This window comes from Nonomuraea sp. NPDC049269 (assembly GCF_043197155.1).
Classification (GTDB): Bacteria; Actinomycetota; Actinomycetes; order Streptosporangiales; family Streptosporangiaceae; genus Nonomuraea.
Genome location: NZ_JBICSO010000001.1, coordinates 28,126 through 48,027, shown reverse-complemented (window position 1 = coordinate 48,027; position 19,902 = coordinate 28,126). Strand labels below are relative to the sequence as shown.

At 69.3% G+C, this 19,902-nt stretch carries 22 protein-coding genes; 10 read left to right on the top strand and 12 right to left on the bottom strand.

Translation table 11 applies throughout. The features are described 5' to 3' along the window. Positions 1–5: 5 nt before the first annotated feature. From ACGFNP_RS00260 to ACGFNP_RS00245, 4 genes are all read left to right on the top strand, one after another. Positions 6–1,502: a serine hydrolase domain-containing protein gene (locus ACGFNP_RS00260; RefSeq protein WP_393313035.1), complete on the top strand. Its 1,497-nt coding sequence runs from the start codon at positions 6–8 to the stop codon at positions 1,500–1,502. A 44-nt stretch (positions 1,503–1,546) separates the two neighbouring features. Next, positions 1,547–2,332 (top strand): MerR family transcriptional regulator, encoded by a 786-nt coding sequence (locus ACGFNP_RS00255; protein WP_393313032.1) that lies wholly within the window; start codon positions 1,547–1,549, stop codon positions 2,330–2,332. A gap of 90 nt (positions 2,333–2,422) precedes the next feature. After that, positions 2,423–2,911, top strand: coding sequence for a GbsR/MarR family transcriptional regulator (locus ACGFNP_RS00250; RefSeq protein WP_393313029.1), 489 nt, complete (start codon positions 2,423–2,425; stop codon positions 2,909–2,911). 40 nt (positions 2,912–2,951) lie between these two features. Continuing rightward, the gene (locus ACGFNP_RS00245) at positions 2,952–4,148 is read left to right on the top strand and encodes a cytochrome P450 (protein ID WP_358333468.1); all 1,197 of its coding nucleotides are present in this window, start codon (positions 2,952–2,954) and stop codon (positions 4,146–4,148) included. Between the two features lie 182 nt (positions 4,149–4,330). On the opposite strand, the gene ACGFNP_RS00240 is transcribed toward ACGFNP_RS00245, so the two are convergent. From ACGFNP_RS00240 to ACGFNP_RS00195, 10 genes are all read right to left on the bottom strand, one after another. Then, positions 4,331–5,476: a DUF6596 domain-containing protein gene (locus ACGFNP_RS00240; RefSeq protein ID WP_358333470.1), complete on the bottom strand. Its 1,146-nt coding sequence runs from the start codon at positions 5,474–5,476 to the stop codon at positions 4,331–4,333. Beyond that, complete coding sequence (locus ACGFNP_RS00235; RefSeq protein ID WP_358333473.1) at positions 5,473–5,880, bottom strand: YciI family protein; 408 nt, start codon at positions 5,878–5,880, stop codon at positions 5,473–5,475. The genes ACGFNP_RS00240 and ACGFNP_RS00235 overlap by 4 nt, the downstream gene beginning before the upstream one ends. Positions 5,881–5,954: 74 nt before the next feature. Next, positions 5,955–6,452, bottom strand: a complete 498-nt coding sequence (locus ACGFNP_RS00230; protein WP_393313024.1) for a pyridoxamine 5'-phosphate oxidase family protein — start codon at positions 6,450–6,452, stop codon at positions 5,955–5,957. A gap of 47 nt (positions 6,453–6,499) precedes the next feature. Continuing rightward, positions 6,500–6,925: a VOC family protein gene (locus ACGFNP_RS00225; protein WP_393316546.1), complete on the bottom strand. Its 426-nt coding sequence runs from the start codon at positions 6,923–6,925 to the stop codon at positions 6,500–6,502. A 148-nt stretch (positions 6,926–7,073) separates the two neighbouring features. Continuing rightward, positions 7,074–8,087 carry an Lrp/AsnC family transcriptional regulator gene (locus tag ACGFNP_RS00220; protein WP_358333479.1) on the bottom strand — a complete coding sequence of 338 codons (1,014 nt, stop codon included), beginning with the start codon at positions 8,085–8,087 and terminating at the stop codon, positions 7,074–7,076. A gap of 10 nt (positions 8,088–8,097) precedes the next feature. Then, entirely contained in the window at positions 8,098–8,262 is a 165-nt protein-coding gene (locus ACGFNP_RS00215; RefSeq protein WP_393313021.1) for a hypothetical protein, read from the bottom strand. Between the two features lie 176 nt (positions 8,263–8,438). Continuing rightward, on the bottom strand, positions 8,439–9,086 hold the full coding sequence (locus ACGFNP_RS00210) for a helix-turn-helix domain-containing protein (RefSeq protein ID WP_358333485.1): 648 nt from the start codon (positions 9,084–9,086) through the stop codon (positions 8,439–8,441). Positions 9,087–9,169: 83 nt separating this feature from the next. Then, positions 9,170–10,408, bottom strand: a complete 1,239-nt coding sequence (locus tag ACGFNP_RS00205; protein WP_393313018.1) for a serine hydrolase domain-containing protein — start codon at positions 10,406–10,408, stop codon at positions 9,170–9,172. Between the two features lie 15 nt (positions 10,409–10,423). Then, the gene (locus ACGFNP_RS00200; RefSeq protein WP_358333490.1) at positions 10,424–10,789 is read right to left on the bottom strand and encodes a DUF1048 domain-containing protein; all 366 of its coding nucleotides are present in this window, start codon (positions 10,787–10,789) and stop codon (positions 10,424–10,426) included. Between the two features lie 2 nt (positions 10,790–10,791). Then, complete coding sequence (locus ACGFNP_RS00195; RefSeq protein WP_393313014.1) at positions 10,792–11,121, bottom strand: PadR family transcriptional regulator; 330 nt, start codon at positions 11,119–11,121, stop codon at positions 10,792–10,794. 211 nt (positions 11,122–11,332) lie between these two features. On the opposite strand from ACGFNP_RS00195, the gene ACGFNP_RS00190 reads away from it, so the two are divergent. The 3 genes from ACGFNP_RS00190 to ACGFNP_RS00180 are packed head-to-tail and all read left to right on the top strand — an operon-like array spanning position 11,333 to position 14,390. Beyond that, on the top strand, positions 11,333–12,289 hold the full coding sequence (locus tag ACGFNP_RS00190) for a D-alanine--D-alanine ligase family protein (protein WP_393313011.1): 957 nt from the start codon (positions 11,333–11,335) through the stop codon (positions 12,287–12,289). A gap of 5 nt (positions 12,290–12,294) precedes the next feature. Continuing rightward, a complete protein-coding gene (gene murF / locus ACGFNP_RS00185) occupies positions 12,295–13,665 on the top strand; it encodes a UDP-N-acetylmuramoyl-tripeptide--D-alanyl-D-alanine ligase (protein ID WP_393316543.1) in 1,371 nt (456 codons plus the stop codon). 32 nt (positions 13,666–13,697) lie between these two features. After that, positions 13,698–14,390 carry an aspartate/glutamate racemase family protein gene (locus ACGFNP_RS00180; RefSeq protein ID WP_358333499.1) on the top strand — a complete coding sequence of 231 codons (693 nt, stop codon included), beginning with the start codon at positions 13,698–13,700 and terminating at the stop codon, positions 14,388–14,390. A gap of 19 nt (positions 14,391–14,409) precedes the next feature. On the opposite strand, the gene ACGFNP_RS00175 is transcribed toward ACGFNP_RS00180, so the two are convergent. Beyond that, on the bottom strand, positions 14,410–16,434 hold the full coding sequence (locus ACGFNP_RS00175; RefSeq protein WP_393313008.1) for an ATP-binding protein: 2,025 nt from the start codon (positions 16,432–16,434) through the stop codon (positions 14,410–14,412). A gap of 50 nt (positions 16,435–16,484) precedes the next feature. Further along, positions 16,485–17,057 (bottom strand): D,D-peptidase/D,D-carboxypeptidase VanY-N, encoded by a 573-nt coding sequence (gene vanY-N / locus ACGFNP_RS00170; protein ID WP_393313005.1) that lies wholly within the window; start codon positions 17,055–17,057, stop codon positions 16,485–16,487. Positions 17,058–17,247: 190 nt separating this feature from the next. Here vanY-N and ACGFNP_RS00165 point away from each other — a divergent pair, with 190 nt between their 5' ends. The 3 genes from ACGFNP_RS00165 to ACGFNP_RS00155 are packed head-to-tail and all read left to right on the top strand — an operon-like array spanning position 17,248 to position 19,893. Beyond that, positions 17,248–17,922, top strand: coding sequence for a response regulator transcription factor (locus ACGFNP_RS00165; protein ID WP_358333508.1), 675 nt, complete (start codon positions 17,248–17,250; stop codon positions 17,920–17,922). A 7-nt stretch (positions 17,923–17,929) separates the two neighbouring features. Beyond that, entirely contained in the window at positions 17,930–19,402 is a 1,473-nt protein-coding gene (locus ACGFNP_RS00160; protein WP_393313002.1) for an ATP-binding protein, read from the top strand. After that, entirely contained in the window at positions 19,399–19,893 is a 495-nt protein-coding gene (locus ACGFNP_RS00155) for a hypothetical protein (protein WP_393312999.1), read from the top strand. Before ACGFNP_RS00160 ends, ACGFNP_RS00155 begins: the two co-directional genes overlap by 4 nt. Positions 19,894–19,902 lie beyond the last annotated feature (9 nt).

The following is a 19,902-nucleotide window of genomic DNA, read 5'->3' as shown; positions in this document are numbered from 1 at the left end:
CCACCATGTCCATCACCCTTTCCGACCAGGACAAGAGCACTCTGCGGACCGCCGCGTACGGCGTAGTGTCGCTGATGGCCGCCGCCACCGGCTCGCCCCAGAAGACCGCCACGAATGCCACCATCGCCCTGACGTCGGCGACCGGTCTGGTCGGGCACGTGCTCGCCGCGAAGGCAAAGGACATCGAACTGACGGGCAAGACCGTCGCCGAACTCGCCGACCAGGTGCTGCCGGCCCTGACCGCGGCCATGAGCCTGCTCGGCGAGCAAGCTCCGGCGGAAGCCGACAACTTCCGCGGCACCATCCTCCTCGCCATCGAAGCCGCCCAGGTCCACCCGGACAAGCCCAGCCCCACCAAGGCCGAGATGGCCCGCAAGATCACCGCCGCCCTCGACGCCGCTGGGGTGGCCACTGCGGGGCAGGATCGCCCGGAACTGCAGAAGGCGATCGAGGAGATCGTCGATTCCGGTTTCGTCGGGGTGCAGCTGCGCGTACATGATGAGCGGGGCGAATGGGCCGGCAGCGCCGGGGCGGCCGAGCTGGGCGGGGCCGCCAAGCCGCCGACGAACGGGCATGCCCGGATCGGCAGCAACACCAAGACCTTCACCGCGACCCTGGTGCTGCAGCTGGTGGCCGAGGGCAAGATCGGGCTGGACACCCCGGCGGCGGACTACCTGCCCGAGTTCGGGCTGGACGAGCGGATCACCGTGCGGATGCTGTTGCAGCACACCAGCGGGGTGTTCAACTTCACCGGCGAGGTCTATGACGACGGGACGATCGTGACGGGGATCCCCATCCCCTACGGCACCACGGGCGAAGAGTGGCTGGACAACCGGTTCAAGGCCTACCGGCCGCAGGAGCTGGTGGAGCTGGCGTTGTCCAAGCCGGCGCGGTTCGAGCCGGGGACGGGCTGGAGCTACTCCAACACCAACTACGTGCTGGCCAGACTGCTGATCGAGAAGGTCACCGGCCGCTCGCTCGCCGAGGAGATGCGGCGGCTGATCCTGGGGCCGCTCGGCCTGTCGGGCACTGTGGTGCCGGACGCCTCGCCGGAGATCCCCGAGCCGTACGCCCACGCCTATTACCGCTACCAGGACAAGACGGTCGACGTCACCCGCCAGAACCCGTCCTGGATCTCCACCGGCGGCGACATGATCTCCACCACCCAGGACCTCCACACCTTCATCTCCGCCCTGCTGGGCGGCAAGCTCCTGCCCGCCCCGCTCCTGGCCGAGATGTGCACCCCGCACCCCACGGGCATCCCGAACATGGCCTATGGCCTGGGAGTGTTCGTGGTGAAAACGGACGGCGGGGGTACCGTCATCTCCCACAACGGCGCCGCCGTGGGCCACGCGGCGCTGATGTACAGCACACCCGACGGCAGCAAGACTCTGACCGCCGCGCTGAACTGCGTGGACGACGCCGACCTGTCCATCGCGACAGCATTCCAGAGCGCCCAGCAAAGGCTCGTCAACGAGGTGTTCTGCCGTAGGCAGGACTGAGCACCTGCGACCCGTACACCTCGAGCACAAGGCAGGCTGGGCAGATGAGGAACGGAGTCACGATCGGGCAGGCGGCGGCATTCGTCGGCGTCACGGTGAAGACGGTGCGGCATTACCACAAGCTCGGCCTGGTCAAGGAGCCGGAACGCGACAGCTCCGGCTACCGGCGGTACGGATCGGCCGATCTGCTGCGGCTGGTGCAGGCCCGGACGCTGGCCGCCGCCGGGGTGCCGCTGGCCGAGATCGGGCCCCTGCTCGACGCCGACGCCGCGCTGTTCGCGGCCGCGCTCGCCGACGTCGAGCGGCAGCTCACCGAACGGATCGAGGAGTTGACCGCGCGGCGTGACACGCTGCATCGGCTCGCCGACGGTGACCGGGCTCTGCTGCCCGACCGCGCTGTGGCGCTGCTGGAGCGGATGCGGGGCCGCGGATTCTCCGCCGACGAGGTGGCGGCCACCAGGGAGGGCTGGGTGCTGGCCAAGGCCCTGGTCCCAGAAGGCTTCGACGACTACCTCACCCATTTCGAGGACGCCCTCGAAGACACCGGGCTCGTCGCCTTGGGCAAGCGCACAGCCGAAGCCGCGGCCTGGGACCCGGACGACCCCCGCATCGCCGAACTCGCCACCGTCGCGGCCGACCACTACCTCGCCAACCCCGCACTGCTGAAGACCGTGACCGGCCTGCAAGCCCGCACCGAGGCCGCGACCCGGTACACGCTGATCGCCCACCACGGCGAAGAGCGGACGCCGGCCGCGGCACGGCTGGCCGCGCTTTTCGAGACCAAGCTGCGCGCCGCCGGCGTCCATATCCCCAGACCAGACTCCCACTGACCCGCCGCCCGCGGGCGTCACGGTCTGCGGGTCCCCGCACGGCTCTTCACGCGTCCCGGCGCCGCGATGTACACTTCGTAAAGTACGTACTTGACGATAATTGCGGAGTTGGCGCCAGTGGAGCCTCAGGAGAGTGAGTTCGTCGACCGGATGGGGCTGGTCATGGAGCGTCTGGGCGGGACGCGCACGATGGGCCGCCTGCACGCGTGGCTCATGATCTGCGACCCGCCCGACCGTTCGCTCACCGACCTGGCGGCCGAGCTCGGTGTGAGCAAGACCGCGGTCAGTACGGTCGCCAGGCAACTGGAGGTGAGCGGGATGATCGAGCGCGTGCCCACAGCCGCCCGCGAGCACCGCTACCGGATCATCGGCGGCGGATGGGCGCAGGTCATGCAGGTTCAGCTCGACGGCGTTCGGAGGAGCCTGGAAACGCTGGACTTCGGGCTGTCCATCCTCGGCGAAGGCCCACCCGAGCGGCGCGCCCGGGTGGAGGACACCCGCGAGTTCTTCGACTTCATCCTGCGCGACTCCGAGGAGATGCTCGAGCGCTGGGCGGAATACCGCAAGAAATCGTCCTGACGTACATCTCGACAGAGAGATCCTCAACCAAGGAGAGGCAATGGCCGACTTCGTCGAGCGGTACGACGTCCCGAAGCAACACTTCTGGCTGCACGGGCCCCGATCGGGCCCGCCCGTCGAGTTCGACGCGCAAGCCGGGATGTGGAACGTCTACGGTTACCCGGAGCTGCAGGAGGTCATCGGCGACCCCGCGACCTTCTCCTCCGACACGATGCGGATAGTCCCCAAGGGCATGCTGCCGGAGGAGGGCTTTTCGCTGGACGGGTTCATCACCCAGATCGACCCGCCGGAGCACGGCAAGCTGCGCAAGCTGGTCAGCAGCGCGTTCACCCGCAAGGTCGTCGCGGATCTCGAACCGCGGATCGCCGCGATCACCCACGAACTGCTCGACGCGGCACGGGAGCGCGAGCGGTTCGAGCTGGTGCGCGATCTGGCCTACCCGCTGCCGGTCATCGTCATCGCCGAGTTGCTGGGGGTGCCCAGCAGTGATCGCGATCTGTTCAAGCGGTGGGCGGACGGACTGTTCCAGCGAGACGCCAAGGTCTCGCTCAACCGGTCCGCCGAAGAGCGGAGCGCGGACCTCGCAGCCACGATGAAGCCGTGGCGGGAGATGAGCGACTATCTCGCCGACCACGCGGCCGAACGCCGCCGGCAGCCGCGCGGCGACCTGCTCAGCAGGCTGGTCGAGGCCGAGGTGGACGGGGAGCACCTGCCCGACGATCAGGTGGTCAACTTCGCGATCGTGCTCCTGCTGGCCGGGCACATCACCACGACGATGCTGCTCGGCAACACGGTGCTGTGCCTGGACGCCTTCCCCGCCCAGCAGGACAGGGTACGCGCCAACCGCGACTCGGTCCCGGCCGTCATCGAGGAGTCACTCCGGCTCCTCACCCCGTTCGCCGCCCTCGGCCGCGCCACCATGCGCGAGGTCGAGCTCGGCGGGGTGACCATCCCGGCCGATCAGATGGTCATGTGCTGGGTCGCGGCGGGCAACCGGGACCCCCGGCAGTTCCCGAACCCGGAGACGTTCGATCCCGATCGCGATCCCAACCCGCATCTCGCGTTCGGCCGCGGCATCCACTTCTGCATCGGCGCCCCCTTGGCCCGGCTGGAGGGGCGGGTCGCGCTGAACATCCTGCTCGACCGGTTCGATCCCCTGCGCACCGATCCGGCGGACCCCGTGGAGTTCATCCCCACGCCGACCATGAGCGGGGTGCGCCGCCTTCCGCTCCTCTAGAAGCGCGGAAGCCGTAGTTCCGCTGGGGCGGGGTGTGCTGCAGGCCCTCGCAGCGCACCCTGCTTTAGTGGAGTTACCCGACATCGCCCGCGTGACCACCGTCGTCGTTGCCCGCGGCGGAGATGGGGGCACGGTGCGGGTTCGGCTCGGCGGAGAGCCTGCGGCAGCTACGTATGTTCCGCTCAACCGCGCAGCTGCGCGTTGAGCCGTGCGGCCTGTCGCGTGAGGTGGTCGCGTTCGGGCAGGCTGGGCGCCGATCGGGCGGCTTCGGCGTAGAGCCGTGCCGCGGTCACCGGGTCACCGTCACGTTCGTGCAGGTACGCCGCGACGGCGGTGTAACGGGGCAGGGCGGGGTCGAGCTCCGCCAGGGCGGCCAGGCCGGCGCGCGGGCCGTCGGCCTCGCCGACCGCGACGGCCCGGTTGAGGCGGGCCACCGGGCTGTCGGTGAGGCGCACCAGTTCGTCGTACCACTCGACGATCTGCACCCAGTCGGTCTCCTCGGCCGCCTGGGCGTCGGCGTGGAGCGCGGCGATGGCGGCCTGGGCCTGGAACTCGCCCAGGCGGTCGCGGGCGAGGGCCGTCTGGAGCACGTCGACGCCCTCGGCGATCAGGCGGGTGTTCCACAGGCCGCGGTCCTGCTCGGCAAGGGGTACGAGTCTGCCGTCGGGGCCGGTCCGCGCCGGGCGCCGGGCGTGGTGGAGCAGCATGAGCGCGAGCAGGCCCGCGGCCTCCTCATGGTGGGTCTTGGCCGCCAGTTGGCGAGTGAGCCGGATCGCCTCGCCGGCGAGGTCGACGTCGCCGGAGTAGCCCTCGTTGAAGACCAGGTAGAGCACGCGCAGCACCGTGGCGAGGTCACCGGCCTGGTTGAACCGGACGCCCGAGACGGTCCGCTTGGCCCTGCTGATCCGCTGGGCCATGGTCGCCTCCGGCACGAGGTAGGCCTGCGCGATCTGGCGGGTGGTCAGGCCACCGACCGCGCGCAGCGTGAGCGCGACGGCCGAGGCCGGTGTCAGGGATGGGTGCGCGCACAGGAAGTACAGCCGGAGCGTGTCGTCCACCGCCTCGCCCGGGCCGGGCACGGGCTCGGTCTCGACGCGTACCTCGCGGTGCTGCCGGGAGGTATCGGCGCGGGCGGCGTCGAGGAACTTACGCCAGGCCACGGTGACCAGCCAGCCCTTGGGGTCCCGCGGCGGGTCGTCCGGCCACACCCGCACGGCCTCGACCAGGGCGTCCTGCACGGCGTCCTCGGCCGCCGCGAAGTCGGCTCCGCGACGGACGAGGACACCGATCACCGCGGGCACCAGCTCCCGCAGCAGCGACTCGTTCACTCGGTCACCGTGGGCGGCACGCCGTAGAACGGGCGCACCTCCAGCCACTCGTGGATCGGCTTCCCACCCGCACCCGGCGCCGCGGACAACTCGCCGGCCAGCTCGAGCGCCCGCTCGTAGGTCTCGACGTCGATCACCATCCAGCCGGCGATCAGGTCCTTGGTCTCCGCGAACGGGCCGTCGGTGACCGGCGGCCGCCCCTCGCCGTCATAGCGGACGAAGGTGCCCTCCGGGGAGAGCGCCTGACTGTCGACGAACTCTCCGGTGCCCTCAAGCCGAGCGGCGAAGTCACGCATGTACTGCACGTGCGCGTCGATCTCGTCCTGCGTCCACTGGTCCATCGGCACGTCGTTGACCGCTGCCGGCGCGCCTCGGTAGTGCTTGAGCAGCAGATACTTGGCCATCATCTTCTCCTCTGTGCGGTACGGCCCATTGTGGCCGTGTTCATTGCGAGTTTTCGACCTTCCACGTACGGCGCTCAGGCGCGCTGACGCTCCTCCCGCTGCTGGATCAGCTCCTCGACCGCGCTGGGCAGGGTCGTCTCGAAGTCGATCAGCTTCGCCCAGGTCGGAGTCACGACGATCCGGACCATGCCGTCGTAGAGGGAACGCACCTCCGCCTCCCACTCGACCCGTTGCTCGGGCGTCATCTGGTAGCTGCCGTTCATCTGCAGATACTCGGCCGGGATGCCGTCGACGACGTCCAGCTCGGCCCGGCCGCGGATGAGCAAGATCTTCGGCGGGTGTACCTCGGTGTCGATCGTCAGGGCGACCATCGGGTTCTCGCTCAAGGACTGGAGCTTCGGAGCGTTCTTCGACGTGCACATGACGACCTCCGAGCCGTTCCAGGTGAACGCGATCGGGACATTGCGCGGTGTGCCGTCCTTGGCGACATAGGCCAAGCGGGTCAGGTCGCGGGCCAGCAGTTCCTGGCTGATCGGCCGGTTCAGAATCTCGGTGATCTCGTTCGGTCGCACGGTTGTTCCTATCCCTTGTCGTTTTCTTGGTCGGCCGCGACGGGTTGTCAGCTGAGCTGCTCGGCCAGCGCGATGATGATCCCCTCGGGGCCGCGGACATAGCAGAGCCGGTAGCTGTCCTCGTACCGGGCCAGCTCACCGACGAGTTCGGCGCCGTGAGCGCGTAGACGGGCGACGACGTCCTCGATGTCGTCGACGGCGAACATGACGCGATGCATGCCCAGCGTGTTGTGCGGCGGGTTGTGCGGTCCGGCGGCGATCACCGCGGGGCTGCGGTACTTCGCCAGTTCCAGCCGGCCGTGGCCATCCGGGGTCCGCATCATCGCGATGTCGCAGCGGACGCCGTCGAGACCGACCGTACGGTCCGCAAAGAGGCCCTCGATCTGCGCCTTGCCCTCCAGCTCCATGCCGACTTCCACGAAGAACGCAATGGCAGCCTCAAGGTCGTCGACGACAATGCCGACGTTGTCCATCCGCTGGAGCGTCATGATGGTTCTCCTTCTTCGTCGCGCGGGCCCGTCGTGGCCGCTGATGTCCCTGGGACGGAGCCCGATCCACAATCTCGACATCGAAAGCGTGCCGAGTTTGAGAATCTTTTTCTGGCTGCCACCGGCACCGGATCTACCTCGCGACGTTCGGCGAACCACCCGACCCGCGGGCCGCCTTCATAGCTGTGCCGGCCCGCTTGCTGTCTCGGATGACGGGAGCGCTTTCGATCTGCCGGACCCCCGGCAGGCTTCCGATGCCGCCCTCGAGGTAGTCGTACAGTGCTTCGGCGTCGTGGCAGGCGACGAAGACCAGCAGGTTGGTCGGGCCGGTGGTGGCGGCGGCGAAGGCGACCTCGGGATGGGCGGCGATCGCCTCGGCAGCGCGGCGGAGCGCGGACGGCTCGACCGTCAGCCAGAGCATCGCGACCATCTCGAAGCCCAGGAGAAGAGGATCGATGTCCACGTCGAAGAACAGCGCGCCGCGGCCGCGCAGCTGTTCCAGCCTGCGCTTGGCCGTCATCTCCGACCAGCCGGTGGCCCGGGCCAGCTCCGGATAGCCGGCGCGGCCGTCGCGGGCCAGAGCCGCCGCCAGCTGTTCGTCGCCTTCTTCCAGGAGGACCCGCCCGTGCTGTTCCCGTTGCGGGTGCCGCGGGCTGAGCGCGGCGATCTGTTCCGGTCCGAGAGAGTTGGCTCGGCCGTGCCAGCCGGTGGGACCGCCGGCGAAGACCCGCAGCAGGCAGTGAGCCGTTACCCCGACCACTCTTGGCGTACGGGGCAATTGCCCGAGGAGCAGCGCATCACGCTCGTGCGGGCTGCGTGCCTGGATGACACTGACGATCTGCGTTCCGCCTGAGGTGAGGCTGACCCAGGAGGTGTCCGGGCGGCGGGCCAGGGCGTCGGCGATGGGGACGGCCGCGTCGGGCGTGACCTGGATCCGCACGAACCACTGCACCCAGCCCAGCCGCCGTGCCTCCAACTGGCCGACCACGTTGAGCAATCCGTCGGAGCGCAGCCGGCGGTAGCGGCGCGCGACCGTCTGGTCGGACACGTGCAGCACCGATGCGATGCGGCTGAAGGGCGCGCGTCCATCCACGTGCAGCGCGTGGATGATGGCACGATCGAGCTCGTCCAGGACCGGGGCAGCCACCGTGGTCAGATTAGCGTGACGTGCCTGAGGCCGGGGAGCGGGCCGCGTTCACGTCCCTGACCGCTACAGTCTGACCGGCCATGTACGGCAGCGCGGGCACCGGCTCTTCGGGCAACATCTCCCGGAAGGCGGAGACCGCGACGATCTCCACCCTCCCCAGCGGGAGCGGCAGCACTCCGGAGGAGGACAGGCCCTGTCGAGGTCGTGAGTAGGCATGGAGGACAGGCTGCTGCCACGGCGGCAACGGGTTCCAGCCGGCGGCGTGCGATCGATACTTTTCGACATTGAACGAGCGGCCGTGATGGAATCCGATCAGGTGGCTGTTGTAGCAGATGTCCGCACGTACCTCCGCTAGCGATTTCCCAGCAAGGAGACGCTGAGCCCGCAGATCGCCTGGATCAGGTTCTCGCCCAAGCGACGCCAGGACTCTTCCGCGGCCGCCGGATCGATGCGCCCATGCGCCAAGTCGTATTCCACTTCGGCGCACATGTGCACAGTGAGCTGGCGAATCATCTCGTGATGTTGGGCGATCAGCGCGCGATCGTCATTCCGCCACTGCGCCCGGCCGAACTCGTCCAGCCGGCGAACGGACGGCAGGTTCCCGTGCGCCTGGATCGCGTACTCCCGCAGATTGGGCTCCACGATCACCTGAGCCAGGAACCGCCCGTACCAGGACGGCGTGCCCAGTTCGATGTGGTGCTCGATGTTCGGCAGGATGTGGCAGCGGATCCGCTCCTCCAGCGGCACCTCCCCCGGCTCGCCCAGCGCCTCCACCAGCGCGACCCGGTGCTTCTCGATCCTGGCCATGTGCCGTTCCAGGATCGCGATGATGAGCTCGTCGCGGTTGTTGAAGTGGTACTGGACCGCCGACTTGTTGCGCTGGCCGGCCGCCTCCCCGATCTTCGCGACCGACACGCTCGCGAACCCGTGCTCGGCGTAGAGCCGCTCCGCGGTGCGCATCAGCTTGTCCCTGGCAAGCACCGAACGGGGAGAAGCCATGGCGGCCGATGGGACGGAGGTCATCCTGCCCTCCAACTTGGGAAACCGACGAACCCACTGTAAGGCCTACGGTTATGCGGGAGTCAGTCGTCGATCGCCTGGTAGAGGGTGGTCCAGAAGTCGTGGATGACCCGCGCCGAATCCGGGGTGGACATCCCGGTCTGGGTGAGCAGGAGGCCGACGAGCTGGTTGTCCGGGTCGGCGTAGGTAGTGGTGCCGGCTCCGCCGTCCCAGCCGAACTGGCCGATGGGCGCGTAGTCGCCACGGTAGGTGCGCACCGTCATCCCGAAGCCCCAGCCGCCCTGCTGCCCCTGCCCGTGCGAGAGATGGACGACGCTGCGGGCCCAGGCCTGCAGGGCGGCGGTCTGCTCGGGCGTGAGGCGGTTGGTGGTCATCAGCTCGACGGCGGGCCGCGACAGGATCCGTTGGGTGCCGTTCATCCCGTGGTTCAGCAGCATCCGGAAGTAGGCGTGATAGTCGTCGACGGTCGAGTCGAGTCCGCCGCCGCCTGACTGGAAGGCCGGAGGCCGGCTGTGGTGTCCCCCTTCGGCCTCGTCCTCCACGCGGAACTCTCCGGTCTGCCAGTCGGGAGCGTACAGGGGCGGCAGCCGGTCGATCTTGTCGGCGGGCACGTGGAAGGCGGTGTCCTTCATCCCCAGCGGATCGAAGACGCGTTCGCGCAGGAACGTCTCGAACGACTGGCCGGTGACCCTGGCCACCAGCACGCCGAGCACGTCGTCGCTGACGTTGTACAGCCACCGCTCTCCAGGCTGGTACATCAGCGGGAGCGTGCCCAGGCGGCGCATCCACTCATCCGGTCCCGGTTCGGGCAACATCCATCCGTCCTCCTGGCCGTAAACCCCCTGCTCGAAGAACGCGCTCATCATCGGAGCGGTCCGCGCCGTCATATCCAGTCCGAGCCCGCACGTGGAGGTGAGCAGGTCCCGTACGGTGATCGGCCGCCGGGCCGGCACGGTGTCGTCCAGCGGGCCGTCGGCGCGCTTCAGCACCTTCCTGTCGGCGAGTTCGGGCAGCCACGGATCCACCGGGTCATCCAGCCGCAGCCGGCACTCATCCAGCAGGACCATCGTCGCCGCCACCGCGACCGGCTTGGTCGTCGAGGCCATCCGGAAGATGGTGTCGCGGCTCATCGGCGCGCCACCGTCATGGCGCATCGTCCCGATCGCTTCGACGTGGGTCTCCTCGCCCCGGCTGACCAGGGCGACGAGCCCGGGAATCTTCCCGGACTCGACATGCCGGGCCAGCACCTCACGCAGTCTGCGCAGCCCCGTTACGGAGAAGCCGCTCTTGCCAGTTCCCATCATCAATCTCCTTACCTACAGTGTTCCGGCGGCGCGCGTGATGGCGTCGGTGAGCCGCTTCCGCTCACGGGCGGGGACGTAGCCACCCTCGGAGTAGTTATGGACGAACGCCTCGGCGAACTCCACCGGCTCCTCCCCGACGATCTCGCGGATCGGCGTTCCGTCCGCCGCGGCCTGGTCGAACAGGTCAGCGAGGTCTTCGAACATCGACGCGTTGCTCTCGCCGTCGGTCGGCACGAAGTGCATCAGGTACCGCTCGATCGCTTCGACCGCCGTGCGGTAGTTCGGCGGAAGTTGACGCACGCGCGCCTTGTACTGCCGCCACTGCCGCTTGGGGCCGATCACCTTTGTGAGAAAGCCGCTCTTTTCAGCGTCGGACATGGTCAGCTGCCTCCTTTGCGGAGCTGTTCGAGCCGTTCTGCGAGGAAGCTCCAGGTCCTCCAGAATTCGGCGAGATATTCCTGGCCCTGGGCGTTGAGGGTGTACACCTTGCGCGGCGGTCCCTTCTCCGACGGGACCTTCTGCACGTCGACGAAGCCGCGCTGCTCGATCCTGACCAGCAGCGCGTAGATGGTGCCCTCGGCGATGTCGGAGAAGCCCTGATCCCGCAGCCACGCCGTGATCTCGTAGCCGTACGCGGGCCGGCTGGACAGGATCGCCAGGACGATGCCCTCCAGCGTTCCCTTGAGCAGCTCCGTCACCTGCTTGCCCATGGAACACCCCCTTCAGCTACTTGGTGTTGCTGACTACCAGTAGACAGTAACACCGACTACCAGTACTTAGCAACACAGAATAGCTGGCAAGCCTTGGTCTGGAACTGGACAGCGAATGGTCTGGGAACTGGTCAGGCGAAGAGCCGACACTCGGCGCGCTGGTCATGCGGCGGCGGCGGTGCTGTCTCCGTTCCCCTGAGGAAGGTTGATCGTGACTGAACGCGTGCGCGTGGCTGTGCTGGCGGGTGGGCCGTCCGCCGAGCATGAGGTGTCGCTGCAGTCGGCGCAGGCTGTGCTCGACGCTCTGCCGAGGGATCTGTACGAGCCCGTCGCCGTCATCATCGACCGGCAGGGCAGGTGGCCGGTTGAGCTGCGACGCGATCTGGCGGACGTGGTCTTCCCCGCGCTGCACGGGCCGTTCGGAGAGGACGGCGTCGTCCAGGGTCACCTGGAGACGCTGGGCATCCCGTACGTGGGCTGCGGCGTCCTGGCATCGGCCGTGGCCATGAACAAGGTCGCGATGCGGCGCACGTTCCTGGCGGAGGACATTCCGGTCACCCCGCATGTGTCGTTCACCGAGCACGAATGGCGCACCACCACCGACTACTGGGGCCTGGTGAAGTCGCTCGACTGGCCGATGTACGTCAAACCGGCCAGCATGGGCTCCTCCATCGGCATCTCACGTGTCACCTCCATGGAGGAGCTGCGCGCGGGCGTGGAGCTGGCGCTGGCTCACGACCGGGTGGTCATCGTCGAGCAGGGTGTGACCGCGCGCGAGATCATCTGCGGCGTGCTCGGCGGCTATGACACGCCGGATGCTTCGGTGCCCGGCGAGCTCATCGTGCCCGGCGACTGGCTGGACTACGAGGCCAAGTACCTCAGCCAGGCCGAGCTGGCCATCATCCCCGCCGTGCTGCCGGAACGGGTGGCCGAGGACGTTCGCGAGCTGGCCCTGCGCGCCTTCCGGGCGATCGGCGGCTACGGCCTGTCCCGTGTCGACTTCCTCTATGAGGAGGACACGGGACGCCTGCACGTGCTGGAGATCAACACCATGCCAGGCTTCACCTCCCGTTCCGTCTACGCCAGGGCCTGGGCCGCGAGCGGTGTCCCGTACCCGGATCTGCTGCGCCGCCTCATCGACCTCGCGTTCGCCAGGAGCGGCTCGTGATCCCCATGACGCTGAACGAGATCGCGCAGGTCGTCGGCGCGAGCCTGTCCGACGTGCGCGACCCGCAGGCGCTGGTGACGGCGCCCTCGGCGGTCGACTCCCGCGAGGTGGTGCCCGGCGGCCTGTTCGTCGCGACGGTCGGCGCCCGCGTCGACGGTCACGACTACGCGGCCGGTGCCATCGCCGACGGCGCCGTCGCCGTGCTGGCCTCAAGGCCCGCCGGCGTGCCCGCCCTCGTGGTCGAGGACGTCCAGCTCGCGATCGGCCTGCTGGCCAGGCACCTGCTCGAACGCATCAGCCCGACCGTGATCGGCCTGACCGGCTCCGTGGGCAAGACCACGACCAAGGACCTGCTGGCCCAGGTGCTCGAACGGCACGCCGCGACGGTCGCCACCGACAAGTCGTTCAACAACGAGCTCGGCCTGCCGCTCACCGTGCTGCGTGCCGATGCCACCACCCGATACCTGGTGCTGGAGATGGGTGCCGGCCGGAAGGGCGACCTGACGTACCTGACCGGGCTCGCACCGCCCCAGGTCGGGCTGGTGCTCAATGTCGGCACCGCACATGTGGAGCGTATGGGAGCCGGGCCGGCCGACATCGCCGAGGCCAAAGGCGAACTGGTCGCGGCACTTCCGGCGGACGGGTTCGCCCTGCTCAACGCCGACGACCCGTACGTCATGGGCATGGCCGGCCGCACCAAGGCCCAGATCCTGTTGTACGGCGGGTCGGCGGAGGCGCAGGTGCGAGCCGAAGACGTGCGGATGATCGACCGCGCGCGGACCGCGTTCGAGATGGTGACGCCCTCCGGCCGGGCCTCGGTCGAGCTCGACCTCATAGGCGAGCACCAGGTGAGCAACGCGCTGGCCGCCGCCGCCGTCGCCACCGCGCTCGGCCTGGGCGTCGCCGAGATCGCCGATGGGCTGAACGCCGCACGGCGGCGCTCCGCGGGCCGGCTGGAGATCGTCGAACGACCTGACGGCATCACCATCGTCAACGACGCCTACAACGCCAGCCCCGAATCCATGCGGGCCGGGCTGCGAGCGGTGAAGGCCCTGGCCGGCACTCGTCGTACCGTCGCCGTGCTCGGCGCGATGGGGCAGCAGGCGGACGCCTCCCGCGCCCGGCACGCGGAGATGGGCCGGCTCGTCGCCGACCTCCGCTTCGACGTGCTGATCGCGGTCGGAGCAGGGGATCCGCTCGCGATGGCGTGGGCAGCGGCGTCCTCGAACCAGGGCATGGCCGTCCATACCGTCGAGGACGTGGCCGGGGCCCTGAATCTGGCCATCGCGCTGCTCGAACCGGGAGACGTGGTGTTCGTCAAGGCCTCCAGCGAGATCGGGCTCGGTGCCTGCGCCCGCGCGCTGGCCGACGCCTGACCAAGTTCTACAAGCTGGCGAAACGGAGTTCCATGCGCACTATCGGTCTTATCGGCGGGTTGAGCTGGGAATCAACGGTGATCTACTACCAGATCATCAACCAGCGGGTACGCGAGCGGCTCGGCGGCAGCCATTCCGCCAACAGCCTCATCTGGTCGGTCGACTACACGACCGTCGAGGACCTCATCTTCGCCGACCGCTGGGACGAGGTGAGTACGTTGCTGACCGGTGCGGGCCGGAAACTGGAGGATCTCGGCGCCGACCTCCTGCTCATCTGCAGCAACACCTTCAGCCGGGTGAGCGACGACGTGGCGCGGGCCGTGAGCGGGCCCGTGCTGCACGTCGCCGACGTCCTGGGCGCCGAGGTCCGCGCCAGGGGCATGCGCAAGGTCGGTCTGCTGGGCACTCAGTTCACCATGGAGCAGCCCTTCTACCGGGATCGGCTGGCCGCCCACGGCTTCGACGTGGTCGTCCCGCGGCGTGCGCAGCGGGAGCTGGTCCATCGCGTGATCTTCGACGAACTGGTGCGCGGGGAGCTCCGGGAATCGTCCAGAGACGCGTACGCCCAGATCATCGAAGACCTCGCGGACGACGGCGCTGAAGGCGTCATCCTCGGCTGCACGGAGATCGAGCTGCTGATCAGTGAGAAGGACAGCGCCATCCCGGTGCTGCCGAGCGCTCGACTGCACGCGGAGGCGGCGGCCGGCCTCGCGCTCGCCGACTGAGCTGGCACGATGTGGCGGCTCAGCCGGATCGGTACGCCGGTGCGTCGGTGCCATACAGCTCCCGGTGCCACAGGTCGGCGCAGACACGTTCGATGCCGGCCGTCAGATGGCGGCGGTAGGTGGTGAAAGGGAGGCCGAGTCGTTCCGCGGCCAGCTCCTGGGTGGGCGCGCCGCGGACGAACGTGACGGACAGCGCCCGGTGGAACTTGACCGAGCGCGGATCCTCACGCAGGTCGTCGATCGCCTGGCGTAGCAGGTCACCCAGTGCCGTGGCCGGGTTCTGCCCGGCCCGATCGGCGATCAGCCTGGTGCGGGTCAGTGGGGAGGCGGCCAGCGCGTCCAGCCGCCCCAACTGGCGCAACGCCTTGCGAACCGCCTCGGCGAACTCCGCCTGGGACAGCACCGCCAGTTTCGCCGTCGCGGCACTCGGGCCGCCGGCGGGCCCCGCGACGAGCAGGTGATTCATCCGCTCCAGCCACGCCCGCGCCGGCACCGCGCGCCAGTCATGAACGAACAGGGTGTACGCCTCATCCCCCGGCTCCCCGGAAATGGCACGCATCCCGTTGTGCCACCGTAGATGCCGTATCTCGATATATGACCATGCCATCCGCTCGGCCCGCAGACAATTGCCGATCACTCGCCACTGGATCAAATCCATCACCGGTGAGTTTCCGCGGTACGGCGGCAGCACCCACACTCGGCTGACCGCCACATGTTCACCGGCGCGCAACGGCGTGGTGGCACGCGCATGCGCCCACGCCCTGGCCACGAGGGGGTCGGCCGTCAGCTCCTCCTCATCGAGTTCCGCCAACCGCAACCATGCGGAGAACGCCACGGGCTCGCCGGTTTCGATCCGTCGATACACCCGGAACGCCGCCGGCTGACGTTCCGCCCAGAAGGCGGCGCGGCTCGCGGACGCCGCACCCTCCGCTGCCGTCGCCACCCGGAGCAAGGCGCCGATGTCCTCCTCCCGCAACACCTCTTCCTGGAACTCGCCCTCGTCGTGGCGACCGTGGAAATCGGCCGGCGCTCCGTTGCCGCGATGCGGGTAGAGCAGTGCCGCAACCGCGCCGACCAGGTCCACATCGCTCGCCGTGCGCACCCTCTCCGCCAGATGGGCGTGAATGCGGTCGTGCATCACCGCGTACCCCTCGGGATCTCGCCATCGTAGGTCCGCCTCCAGCAGCGCCCGTACCACGGCATGCGGAAACAGCCCGAGACCGCCCGACTCCACGAACGGCAACCGCCGCAACCACCGGAACAACGTCCCGGCGTCCTCCGGCAAGGCCGCCCGCAGCAGGTCCTCCGTCGTCATGTACGCATGCGCGCAGATCTCCAGAGCATGCCGATGCGCCGCCGAAGGCGGCTCGCCCACCAGCTGATCCAGCAACGTGGCCACCACGACCTGATTCGGCATCCACCGCCTGCCGGCCCTGCCGTCCTTCACCGCCACGGCCGCCCCCAGCAGGAGCGCCAGCGGATGACCACCGGCGAAGGCCAGCAGCGGCTCGCGCAACTCGGCCGGCACCCCGGAGGAGTCCATCAGGGCCCGCGCATCTCCGGCTCGCAGGTCACGCAGTGGCAGCACCTCCAGCGCCCCAGCCCATCCCGGATCCGCCTGCCACCGCATATCCGGCGGATTTCGCCCCGCGATCACCACCAGCGCCCCCAGGGGCACCCGCGGCAGGCACCACTCGCGCAGCCATCCCTCCAAGCCTTGAATGCGTTCGAAGTCGTCGACCAGCAGCACCGCGTCCGCATCGCGAAGCACCAGCTCGGCCTCGGATGCCGCCGACTCCAGCATGTGCCCGTCCACCATGGACACCGGCCGCCCCGCCACCGCGGCCTCCTGAGCGAACCGCCGCAACAAGGCCGACTTCCCGATGCCGCCGGGACCATGTACGTACAGAACGCTGCAGCCGCCGCCGTACAACGCCGCGTTGAAAACCGCGAGCTCTTCTTCTCGCCCCACGAACGCCGTCTCGCGCGCCGCCTGCAGGCGCGATCCCAGCGATCCGGGCTTGTTGTTACTCCCCGACGACATGCCCCTGACCCCTCTTCGAACGCCTGTACCTGGGTAGATGCGGATCTGGGCTACGTCTGGTCTCCGTTCTCGATGACGTAGCCCACGCCGGGGTGGGGTCGTCGTCGTGGTGGCGTGTCGCCGCTGTCCGGGCAGTGCTCGAAGTGCCACCACTCGTTGTCGTACATGCGGTAGAGGTCGTAGCGGGCGCCGTGTTCCTCGAGCCAGCGCGCGCCTTCGTGGGGGCGCACGTCCAGCGCGATGCCCTTGACGTGACTGGATTCCGCCGGTGGCAGCACGAGCATGCGGGCCGAGGCCGGGGAGCCGGAGCGGCGCACCTCCTCGTCGAACATCCGTTGCTGGACAAGGGGATCGCGGTATCCCGAGGTGAGGCCGATGAGCTGGCCGTGCCGCCAGAGCGCCTCGGTGCGCGCCGCGTTGAACGCCGCCATGGCGCCGCCGGTGAGCCCGCTGAGGTCCTCGGCGGGGAATCGCATCCGTAACGCCCAGCGGCAGGCCAGTTCGCGGGCGCGGCCGGGATGGCGAACGAATGCCGCGGGCAGCAGGAGCACGGCCAGCACCAGCGTGACCAGGGCGTACAGCCGGTCACGGGGCCGAGGTGGGATGGTGCGTGGTTCGTCCATGACGGCTACGATTGGCGCCAAATGTGCGCGCGTTGTCCGCCGTATGTCATCGTTTCTCGACGGCGGTCACCGTAGCCGCGACCGTGACACAACCATGACACGGCGCGGACGAGGCGGGGACACGGCCGGCCCACAGTGGATGGCGTTGACCGGCGGGCAAGTTACGGAGCGTGCTGTGAACCTCGGCGGCGTGTCGCGAGTGTTGTTGATCGAGGATGACCCGGCCGTGCGGGAGGGTCTTGAGCTGGCCCTGACCCGGCATGGGCACCGGGTGCGCGCGGTGGAGACCGGCGAGCAGGGGCTGGACCGGCTGCGTACGGACCTTCCCGACGTCGTCGTGCTCGATCTGATGTTGCCTGGCATGGACGGGTTCGAGGTCTGCCGCCGCATCCGGGCCGCCAGGGAGGTACCGATCATCATGCTGACCGCGCGCAGCGACGACATGGACGTGGTGGCCGGGTTGGAGGCGGGCGCCGACGACTACGTGGTCAAGCCGGTGCAGCCCAGGGTGCTCGAGGCACGCATTCGCGCGGTGCTCCGGCGGATCGGCCGCGACCAGGCGGAGCTGGAGCGGCACGGGGACCTGACCATCGATCGGGCCGGGCTGGTGGTCACCAACCGCGGCGTGCCGGTCAGCCTCCCCCCGACCGAGCTGCGCCTGCTGCTCGAGCTCTCCGGCACGCCGGGCCGGGTGCACAGCCGCCAGCAGTTGCTGGAGTCGGTGTGGGAGCACGGGTATTTCGGCGACTCACGTCTCGTGGACGCATGCGTGCAGCGGTTGCGCGCGAAGATCGAGGACGACTCGGCGGCGCCCGTCTACGTGCAGACGGTGCGTGGGTTCGGGTACCGGTTCGGGCCGGTGTGAGCCGCCAGTGGCATCTTGGCCGAGCCTGGGGCTGCGCGCCCGGCTGTTGTTCGCGTTCGCGCTGCTGTGTGTGGTCACCGCGGCGTCGGTGGCCGGCGGGATCTATGTCCAGGCCCGCAACGCCATCCTCGTGCGGGCCCAGGATGCGGCGGTCCAGGCGATGAAAAGCCGCCTGGAGACGGTCTTCCCGTTGCGGAGTGCGGCGCCGGGCCCGGACGAGCTCGACGAGATCGCCCGTGCCGCGAATGACGGGAACAGCTATGCGGTCGCCGTCTACCACGAGTTGCGCTCGTCGGCCGGCCTGACGCCGGGGCGCTGGAGGCCGGCCGGGAACGCGCAGATCCCGGATCTCGAGGTGATTCCACCGGCGTTGCGACAGGCGGTGGCCGACGGCGACATCGTGTGGCAACGCGTGATGTTGCAGGGCGAGCCCATCCTGATCATCGGTACGCCGTTGCTGATCGCCGAGCGGGACCAGCCGGCGCGGATCTCCGGCATCGAGGTCTACACCGCGCGCAGCCTCCATGCCGAACAGGCCAGCATCGACGAGCTCGCGACACTCGCCTGGCTCACCGGCGGGGCGGCCCTGGCGTTCGCGGTCGCCCTCGCGTTGCTGGCCACCCGTGGCGTGCTGGGCCCGGTGCGCGAGCTCGGCCGGGCGGCACGCCTGCTGGGTGAGGGCGAGATGCGGGCCAGGATCGCGGTCCGCGGCTCCGACGAGCTGGCCGAGGTGGCACGTACGTTCAACAACACCGCCGCGGAGCTGGAACGGCACGTCAAGCAGCTGCGCGAGATGGAGGCCGACGCCCGCCGGTTCGTGGCCGACGTGTCCCATGAGCTGCGCACCCCGCTGGCCGCGCTCACCGCGGTCGCCGACGTCCTCGACGAGGAAGCGGCCGGGCTGCCCGAGCACGCCGGCCGGGCCGCCAGGCTGGTCAGCCAGGAGACGCTCAACCTCACCGGGCTGGTGAACGACCTCATCGAGATCAGCAGGTTCGACTCCGGCGTCGCGGCCCTCGCGCTGAACGAGGTCGACGTGGCCGAGCTGGTGTGCGCGACCCTGCGTACCCGGGGCTGGTCGGAGCAGGTGCGCACCGAGCTTCCACCCGCGGTGACGGCGCGGCTGGACCCGCGCCGAGTGGACGTCATCCTCGCGAACCTGGTCGGCAACGCCCTGCGGCACGGCGAGCCACCGGTGTCGGTACAGCTCTCCGCCGACCCGCACTGGATCGCTCTCGAGGTCCGCGACCACGGGCCGGGACTGGACGAAGCGGTGCTGCCGCACGTGTTCGACCGGTTCTACAAGGCCAACGCGGCCAGGGCCAGGTCCGAGGGCAGCGGTCTCGGCCTCGCCATCGCGCGGGAGAACGCGCGCCTGCACCGAGGCGACCTCACCGTCACCAACGCCCCGGACGGCGGCGCCATCTTCACGCTGCGCCTGCCACGCCGGACACACGATCCGGACGGAGGCCCCGAGTGAGGACCGGGCTCGCCCGCCGCGTGCTCGCCGCGGGCCTCGTATCGCTCCTCGCCGTGGCCGGCTGCGGCGTGCGACCCACCGACGTCATCACCGGCGCCGACCCGCCGAGCGGAGCCGTCGCACCAAACACGACGATCACCCTCTACCTGGTGAAGAACGGCCGACTCAGTGCCGTGACGCGCCCGCCCAGTGGTCGTCCGATGTTCAAAGCGGACACGCTCGCCCTGCTGGCAGCTGGACCCACCGCGAGGGAACAGGCGCGCGGATTCACCACCGCCATCCCGCCCGAAACCGGCCCGTTCTCGGTGACCGCCGCGCCGGTCGGCCACTTGGTGGTGACCGTGTCCACTCCGGCCGGCAAACTGTCCACGCTGGCCGTCGACCAGATCGTGTGTACGGTCGCCGCCACGCCGGGAGGCGCTGCCCAGGTCACCGTCATCGGTGCGGGGCAGAGCGTCGGCCCCCGAAACTGCCCGGCGGAACGGTCATGACCAGAGGCG

Coding starts and splice junctions, on each gene's coding strand:
- ACGFNP_RS00260 (WP_393313035.1), top strand. CDS start 6: ATGTCCATCACCCTTTCCGACCAGGACAAGAGCACTCTGCGGACCGCC.
- ACGFNP_RS00255 (WP_393313032.1), top strand. CDS start 1,547: ATGAGGAACGGAGTCACGATCGGGCAGGCGGCGGCATTCGTCGGCGTC.
- ACGFNP_RS00245 (WP_358333468.1), top strand. CDS start 2,952: ATGGCCGACTTCGTCGAGCGGTACGACGTCCCGAAGCAACACTTCTGG.
- ACGFNP_RS00235 (WP_358333473.1), bottom strand. CDS start 5,880: ATGGCCAAGTATCTGCTGCTCAAGCACTACCGAGGCGCGCCGGCAGCG.
- ACGFNP_RS00225 (WP_393316546.1), bottom strand. CDS start 6,925: ATGGACAACGTCGGCATTGTCGTCGACGACCTTGAGGCTGCCATTGCG.
- ACGFNP_RS00210 (WP_358333485.1), bottom strand. CDS start 9,086: ATGGCTTCTCCCCGTTCGGTGCTTGCCAGGGACAAGCTGATGCGCACC.
- ACGFNP_RS00205 (WP_393313018.1), bottom strand. CDS start 10,408: ATGGGAACTGGCAAGAGCGGCTTCTCCGTAACGGGGCTGCGCAGACTG.
- ACGFNP_RS00200 (WP_358333490.1), bottom strand. CDS start 10,789: ATGTCCGACGCTGAAAAGAGCGGCTTTCTCACAAAGGTGATCGGCCCC.
- ACGFNP_RS00195 (WP_393313014.1), bottom strand. CDS start 11,121: ATGGGCAAGCAGGTGACGGAGCTGCTCAAGGGAACGCTGGAGGGCATC.
- murF (WP_393316543.1), top strand. CDS start 12,295: ATGACGCTGAACGAGATCGCGCAGGTCGTCGGCGCGAGCCTGTCCGAC.
- ACGFNP_RS00180 (WP_358333499.1), top strand. CDS start 13,698: ATGCGCACTATCGGTCTTATCGGCGGGTTGAGCTGGGAATCAACGGTG.
- ACGFNP_RS00175 (WP_393313008.1), bottom strand. CDS start 16,434: ATGTCGTCGGGGAGTAACAACAAGCCCGGATCGCTGGGATCGCGCCTG.
- vanY-N (WP_393313005.1), bottom strand. CDS start 17,057: ATGGACGAACCACGCACCATCCCACCTCGGCCCCGTGACCGGCTGTAC.